Annotated in this window: 9 protein-coding genes and 1 tRNA gene; all 10 read left to right on the top strand. The window is 57.0% G+C overall.

Translation table 11 applies throughout. The annotated features are described in order from the left end of the window. The first annotated feature begins 58 nt into the window (after positions 1–58). The 10 genes from ybgC to AACY11_RS15675 all read left to right on the top strand — a co-directional run bounded on the left by ybgC (position 59) and on the right by AACY11_RS15675 (position 7,081). Positions 59–526 (top strand): tol-pal system-associated acyl-CoA thioesterase, encoded by a 468-nt coding sequence (gene ybgC / locus AACY11_RS15630; RefSeq protein ID WP_339430976.1) that lies wholly within the window; start codon positions 59–61, stop codon positions 524–526. Further along, on the top strand, positions 516–1,211 hold the full coding sequence (gene tolQ / locus AACY11_RS15635; protein ID WP_007912733.1) for a protein TolQ: 696 nt from the start codon (positions 516–518) through the stop codon (positions 1,209–1,211). The genes ybgC and tolQ overlap by 11 nt, the downstream gene beginning before the upstream one ends. Positions 1,212–1,234: 23 nt before the next feature. Continuing rightward, positions 1,235–1,687 (top strand): protein TolR, encoded by a 453-nt coding sequence (gene tolR / locus AACY11_RS15640; RefSeq protein ID WP_221730777.1) that lies wholly within the window; start codon positions 1,235–1,237, stop codon positions 1,685–1,687. Continuing rightward, on the top strand, positions 1,687–2,766 hold the full coding sequence (gene tolA, locus AACY11_RS15645; RefSeq protein WP_339430975.1) for a cell envelope integrity protein TolA: 1,080 nt from the start codon (positions 1,687–1,689) through the stop codon (positions 2,764–2,766). Before tolR ends, tolA begins: the two co-directional genes overlap by 1 nt. Positions 2,767–2,783: 17 nt before the next feature. Then, complete coding sequence (tolB, locus tag AACY11_RS15650; RefSeq protein ID WP_339431015.1) at positions 2,784–4,064, top strand: Tol-Pal system beta propeller repeat protein TolB; 1,281 nt, start codon at positions 2,784–2,786, stop codon at positions 4,062–4,064. A 52-nt stretch (positions 4,065–4,116) separates the two neighbouring features. Beyond that, positions 4,117–4,614, top strand: coding sequence for a peptidoglycan-associated lipoprotein Pal (pal, locus tag AACY11_RS15655; protein WP_003178634.1), 498 nt, complete (start codon positions 4,117–4,119; stop codon positions 4,612–4,614). Between the two features lie 6 nt (positions 4,615–4,620). Next, positions 4,621–5,436: a tol-pal system protein YbgF gene (gene ybgF, locus AACY11_RS15660; protein ID WP_339495182.1), complete on the top strand. Its 816-nt coding sequence runs from the start codon at positions 4,621–4,623 to the stop codon at positions 5,434–5,436. 165 nt (positions 5,437–5,601) lie between these two features. Continuing rightward, entirely contained in the window at positions 5,602–6,249 is a 648-nt protein-coding gene (gene queE / locus AACY11_RS15665) for a 7-carboxy-7-deazaguanine synthase QueE (RefSeq protein WP_339430973.1), read from the top strand. Position 6,250: 1 nt separating this feature from the next. Beyond that, on the top strand, positions 6,251–6,943 hold the full coding sequence (gene queC, locus AACY11_RS15670) for a 7-cyano-7-deazaguanine synthase QueC (protein ID WP_339430972.1): 693 nt from the start codon (positions 6,251–6,253) through the stop codon (positions 6,941–6,943). 62 nt (positions 6,944–7,005) lie between these two features. Beyond that, positions 7,006–7,081 (top strand) — tRNA-Lys (locus tag AACY11_RS15675). Positions 7,082–7,102 lie beyond the last annotated feature (21 nt).

Raw genomic sequence — 7,102 nt, forward strand, 5'->3', positions numbered from 1 at the left:
AACAACGAAAAAACAGTTGCCTGGCCGGATTGGCAACCTGAGGAGTAAGCACTAGAGTATGCGCGCGCAAAACGGGCTTGAGCCGTTCGCACATCGTTGTCGCGTTTATTACGAAGACACCGATGCGGGCGGCATCGTGTATTACGTTAATTACCTCAAGTTTATGGAACGGGCTCGAACCGAGCGGCTCCGCGAGCTGGGCTTTGCCCAATCGCAGCTGGCAGGGGAGGACCTGTTGTTTGTCGTGCATTCCAGCGAAGCGCGTTACCACGCGCCGGCGCGACTGGACGACGAACTGCTGGTAAGCGCTGAAGTAATCGAATTGAACCGTGCCAGCCTGCGCTTTAAACAGCAGGTCAGGCGGGCTACGGATAATGTGCTGCTCTGTGAAGGGCAGTTTTTGGTGGCCTGTGTGCGCACTAACAGTTTGAAACCCCGGGCCCTTCCCGAAGACCTGCGTGCGGCCTTTGCCGACGTGGGCGGCCCGGGTACACACTCTAAGCAGGAGATAAAGCGTGGAAGCTAACGTCGTCGACCATTCCTCCATGTGGAGCCTGGTCAGCAATGCCAGCATCGTGGTGCAGTTGGTAATGTTGACCCTGGTGGCCGCATCGGTGACCTCATGGATCATGATCTTTCAGCGCAGTAATCTGCTGCGTGCCGGTCGACGTGCCCTGGAGAGCTTCGAGGAGCGCTTCTGGTCGGGTATCGATCTGTCCAAACTGTATCGTCAGGCCGGCAGCAACCCGGATCCGGATTCCGGTGTCGAGCAGATCTTCCGCGCCGGTTTCAAGGAGTTCTCCCGTCTGCGTCAGCAGCCCGGCGTCGATCCTGAAGCCGTGATGGAAGGCGTGGCCCGTGCCATGCGCGTAGCCATTTCCCGTGAAGAAGAGAAACTGGAGCAAAGCCTGCCGTTCCTCGCCACTGTGGGGTCGGTCAGCCCGTACATCGGTCTGTTCGGTACCGTTTGGGGCATCATGAACTCCTTCCGCGGTCTGGCCAGCGCCCAGCAAGCGACCCTCGCCACGGTGGCTCCGGGTATCGCTGAGGCCTTGATCGCCACGGCGATCGGTCTGTTCGCCGCGATTCCGGCCGTTATTGCTTACAACCGTTTCTCTGCACGCAGCGAAACCTTGCTGAGCCGCTACTACACCTTCGCCGATGAATTCCAGGCGATCCTGCACCGCAAAGTGCACACCAGCGAAGAATAAGCAGGTAATTTCCAATGGCTTTAATCGCTCGAGCTCGCAAAAAGCGCAAGCCGGTTGCCGAGATGAACGTAGTGCCCTACATCGACGTGATGTTGGTGCTGCTGGTCATCTTCATGGTGACCGCGCCGATGCTCAATCAGGGCGTGAAAGTTGATCTGCCCAAGGTTTCCAGCGAAGCCTTGCCGCAGGACAACAACACCCAGGTCCTGACCATTTCGATCAAGGCTGACAAGACCTACTACTGGAACCTTGGCAGTGAAGTCGACACCGAGAAGCAACAGGACAGGGCCATGACCCTGCCGCAAATGACCGATGCGGTGACCAAGATCATTCGTGCCGGCAACGAAGGCGGCAAGCGTACTCAGGTCTTTATCCGTGGCGACAAAACCGTTGACTATGGTGCCGTCATGGGCGCCATGGGCGGGTTGCAGAAAGCCGGGGTCGGTAATGTTGGTTTGATTACCGAGGCCCCCTGATGCGGCAACAGAGAGAGCCGTCCGCCTCGGAAAGCTTCTTCTGGCCTAGTGTCTGGGCGATTGTCTTGCACGTGCTGGTGTTCGGCATGCTGTTTGTCAGTTTTGCCTTCACACCGGAACTGCCTCCGGCCAAGCCGATTGTCCAGGCGACCCTGTACCAGCTGAAATCGAAAAGTCAGGCAACCACCCAGACCAATCAGAAGATTGCGGGTGAGGCGAAGAAGTCCGCCGCACGTCAGACCGAAGTCGAACAGATGGAGCAGAAAAAGGTCGAGCAGGAAGCGGTGAAAGCTGCGGAACAAAAGAAAGAAGAAGCGGCTCAAAAGGCCGAGGAAGCCAAGAAGGCCGACGAGTCCAAAAAAGCGGACGAGGCGAAAAAGGCTGATGAAGCCAAGAAAGCCGATGAAGCGAAGAAGACCGCCGAAGCCAAGAAGGCAGAAGAGAAACAATTGGCTGATATAGCCAAGAAGAAAGCCGAAGAAGAAGCGAAAAAGGCTGCTGAAGAAGAGGCCAAGAAAGCGGCCGCTGAACAAGCGAAGAAGAAGATCGTCGAAGACGCGAAGAAGAAAGCCGCCGAAGACGCCAAGAAGAAAGCTGAAGCTGAAGAGGCGAAGAAGAAAATCGCCGACGACGCGAAGAAGAAAGCGGCTGCCGATGCTGCGAAGAAGAAAGCGCAAGAGGCGGCACGTAAATCTACCGAAGACAAAAAGGCTCAGGCCCTGGCAGATTTGCTTTCCGACACGCCACAGCGCCAGCAGGCCTTGGCTGATGAGCAGGGTGACGAAGTCGCGGGCAGTTTCGATGACTTGATTCGTGCGCGAGCCGCAGAGGGGTGGGCACGTCCACCTTCAGCGCGCAAAGGCATGACGGTCGTGCTGCAAATCGGCATGTTGCCGGACGGCACGGTGACTACGGTCAACGTGTCCAAGTCCAGTGGCGATGGTCCGTTCGATGCTTCGGCAGTGGCGGCAGTGAAGAATATTGGACGTTTGACAGAAATGCAGGGAATGAAGCCGAGCGATTTCGCTCCGTATCGTTCATTCAAGATGACATTCACACCTGAGGATCTAGCCTTGTGAGAAACCTTCTTCGAGGAATGCTGGTCGTGATCTGCTGCATGGCAGGGATCGCGATGGCTGAGGAAAAGAACATTCTGGTCACCAGCGGTAGTGATCGGGCCACCCCGATCGCTGTTGTACCGTTCGGTTTCCAGGGCGGTGCTGTTCTGCCGGACGACATAGCTGAAATCATTGGTAACGATTTGCGGAACTCGGGCTACTACTCGCCGATTCCCAAGCAAAACATGATCAGTCAGCCAAGCCAGCCGAGCGAAATCATCTTCCGTGACTGGAAGGCGGTAGGTGCGCAATACATGATGGTCGGCAGCATCGCTCCAGCAGGCGGTCGCCTGCAGGTCCAGTGGGCACTGTTCAACGTTGCCACCGAACAGAAAGTGGCTGACGGCAGTGTTTCCGGTACCACCGAGCAACTGCGCGACATGGCGCACTTCATCGCTGACCAGTCGTTCGAAAAGCTCACCGGTATTCCGGGTGCGTTTTCGACCCGTCTGCTTTACGTGACGGCGGAGCGCTTCTCCGAGAAGAACACTCGCTACACCCTGCAGCGTTCGGACTACGATGGTGCCCGCGCCGTGACTCTGCTGCAATCGCGTGAACCGATCCTGTCGCCGCGTTTCGCTCCGGATGGCAAACGCATCGCCTACGTGTCGTTCGAGCAGAAGCGTCCGCGCATCTTCATGCAGAACATCGACACCGGTCGCCGTGAGCAGATCACCAACTTCGAAGGCCTGAACGGCGCGCCAGCCTGGTCGCCGAATGGCGATCGCCTGGCATTCGTGCTGTCCAAAGACGGTAACCCGGATATTTACGTGATGAACCTTGCATCGCGTCAGATCACCCGTGTAACCGCAGGTCCGGGCATCAATACCGAACCGTTCTGGGGCAAAGATGGCTCGACCATCTACTTCACCTCCGACCGTGGCGGCAAGCCGCAGATCTACAAAACCAGCGTAAGCGGTGGTGGTGCTGAGCGTGTGACCTTCATTGGCAACTACAATGCCAACCCGAAGCTTTCGGCTGATGAAAAGACCCTGGTGATGATCCATCGCCAGGACGGTTTCACCAATTTCAAGGTGGCGGCCCAGGATTTGCAGCGCGGCAGTGTAAAGATCCTCACTGATAGCACTCTGGACGAGTCACCCACTGTTGCGCCCAACGGCACCATGGTAATCTACGCCACCCGCCAGCAGGGCCGGGGAGTCTTGATGCTCGTGTCCATTAATGGACGCGTTAGGCTCCCGCTTCCTACCGCTCAAGGCGAAGTCAGAGAACCGTCCTGGTCCCCTTACCTGAAGTGAGCGGGCGCTACACGTTTTACTTAACACACTGGGGTTCATTAGGAGTTTCACGATGGAAATGCTGAAGTTTGGTAAATTTGCTGCGCTGGCTCTGGCCATGGCTGTAGCTGTAGGTTGCTCGTCCAAAGGCGGCGACAACGCCGGTGAAGGCGCTGTTGATCCAAACGCTGGTTACGGCGCAAACACTGGTGCCGTTGACGGTTCCCTGAGCGAAGAAGCTGCTCTGCGCGCAATCACCACCTTCTACTTCGAATACGACAGCTCGGACCTGAAGCCAGAAGCCATGCGCGCTCTGGATGTTCACGCCAAAGACCTGAAAGCAAACGGCGCTCGCGTTGTTCTGGAAGGCAACACCGACGAACGTGGTACTCGTGAGTACAACATGGCACTGGGCGAGCGTCGTGCGAAAGCCGTTCAGCGCTACCTGGTACTGCAAGGTGTTTCCCCAGCTCAGCTGGAACTGGTTTCCTACGGCGAAGAGCGTCCAGTTGCTACCGGCAACGACGAGCAGTCCTGGGCTCAAAACCGTCGCGTCGAACTGCGTAAGTAATTCGATATGCGAACGTGCCGTCGTGCTGTAACTGTTCTGGCTCTCAGCCTCCTGCCGCTTGCGGCGTGGGCTGCGGTTCCTGTGGTCGATGACAACTCCGGTTATAACAATAGCGGGAGTAGTTATCCGCCTGCGGGTTACGGTACGAACGGCGCCTATGCCGGGGGAGCGGCTTCGGCCCCTACCTCGGCACAAGGCATGCTGTTCAATCAACTGCAACAAATGCAGGATCAGATATCGCGCCAGCAAGGTGTGATTGAAGAACTGCAAAATCAGGTTGCGCGCATGAAACAAGAATCCCTGGAGCGATACCAGGATCTTGATCGGCGCATAGGATCCGGTGCTGCACCTGCCGCGACTCCTGAGAATTCTTCTGCCGGTGGCGACGCAAGTGCTGCTGCCGGTGCGGCTGCCCAAGCGCCTGCTGCAAGTAGCGAACCGGCTGATCCGGCCAAGGAAAAGCTGTATTACGATGCCGCTTTCGACCTGATCAAAGCCAAGGATTTCGACAAGGCCAGCCAGGCTTTTGCCGCGTTCCTGCGCAAATACCCGAACAGCCAATACGCGGGCAATGCCCAGTACTGGTTGGGTGAGGTAAACCTGGCAAAGGGCGATCTGCAAGGTGCGGGTCAGGCTTTCGCCAAGGTTTCGCAGCTATATCCCAAGCACGCCAAAGTGCCGGACTCGCTGTACAAGCTGGCTGATGTAGAGCGCCGCCTCGGTCATACCGACAAGGTGAAAGGCATTCTGCAGCAGGTGGTTGCCCAATATCCGGGCACATCCGCCGCTCAGTTGGCTCAACGCGATCTGCAGCGCATGTAAGCCTGTTTGACTGTTTTGAAGAAACCCGCGCCTGTCGCGGGTTTTTTCGTTAGAATTCACGCCCTTTTTCTGAAACACGCTTCTTGAGGCCTGCGCGTTGGCGAGGCTGCCTGAAGTGCCTGACGGAGGCGGACAGCCTGTTTAGCTGTTACGCCCGTGGCGACTATGCAAGACACATTGAGAATTACCGAAGTTTTCTACTCGTTGCAGGGGGAAACGCGGACTGCCGGGCTGCCCACCGTTTTTGTGCGCCTGACCGGTTGCCCCTTGCGTTGCCAGTACTGCGACAGCGCCTATGCGTTCACGGGTGGTACGATTCGCACCCTCGACGATATCCTCGAGCAAGTAGCCGGCTATCGTCCGCGCTATGTCTGTGTCACGGGCGGTGAGCCTTTGGCGCAGCCGAATGCCATTCCTTTGCTTAAACAGTTATGTGATGCCGGTTACGAGGTCTCGCTGGAAACCAGTGGTGCCTTAGATATCTCGGCAGTGGACCCGCGCGTCAGTCGTGTGGTCGATCTGAAAACCCCAGGTTCGAAAGAAGTTCATCGCAATCTTTACGAGAACATCGAACGGCTGACTCCCAACGATCAGGTGAAGTTTGTCATCTGTTCGCGGGAAGATTACGACTGGGCGGTATCCAAGCTGATCCAGTACGGTCTTGATCGACGCGCTGGCGAAGTCTTGTTTTCACCAAGTCACCATGATCTGAATGCTCGGGATCTGGCGGACTGGGTGGTGGCGGACAACCTGCCTGTGCGCCTGCAATTGCAGCTGCATAAATATCTTTGGAATGACGAGCCGGGGCGCTGATATGACTGAGCAACTGAACACCACCGAAAAGCGTGCGGTCATCCTGCTGTCCGGCGGCCTGGACTCGGCGACCGTCGTGGCCATGGCCAGGGCCGAAGGCTACAGCTGCTACACCATGAGTTTTGATTACGGCCAGCGCTCGCACGCAGAATTGCACGCTGCGGCGCGTGTCGCTCGCGACCTGGGTGTGGTCGAACACAAGGTGATTGGCCTGAACTTCAACGGCATGGGCGGTTCGGCCCTGACCGACACCAGCATCGACATTCCAGAGGCGCTGGGCGAGGGCATTCCGGTTACGTACGTGCCGGCGCGCAATACCGTTTTCCTGTCGCTCGCTTTGGGTTGGGCAGAAGTGCTTGGCGCGCGAGACATTTTTATTGGCGTCAACGCGGTGGATTACTCCGGCTACCCGGATTGCCGTCCCGAGTTCATTGAATCGTTCGAGCGCATGGCCAATCTGGCGACTAAAGCCGGCGTTGAAGGCAACGGCTTCCGCATTCAGGCACCGCTGCAGAATCTGAGCAAGGCGCAGATCGTCCAGGCGGGCGTGAAGCTGGGCGTTGATTATGGGCTGACTGTTTCCTGCTATCAGGCCGATGATGACGGCCGTGCCTGCGGCAAATGCGACAGCTGCCGCCTGCGTGCGGAAGGCTTTGCAGCGGCTGGCGTGAGCGATCCAACACCTTATTTTTGATTATTTTAAAAAAGGTGTTGAATAGTCCTTAAAAATCAGTATTATACGCGCCACCACACAGCGGGTCGTTAGCTCAGTTGGTAGAGCAGTTGGCTTTTAACCAATTGGTCGTAGGTTCGAATCCCACACGACCCACCATATTTGGCGGTTTAGAAAATC

Origin of the sequence: Pseudomonas sp. RA_105y_Pfl2_P56 (assembly GCF_963970845.1) — a bacterium.
Taxonomy (GTDB): Bacteria; Pseudomonadota; Gammaproteobacteria; order Pseudomonadales; family Pseudomonadaceae; genus Aquipseudomonas; species Aquipseudomonas baetica_A.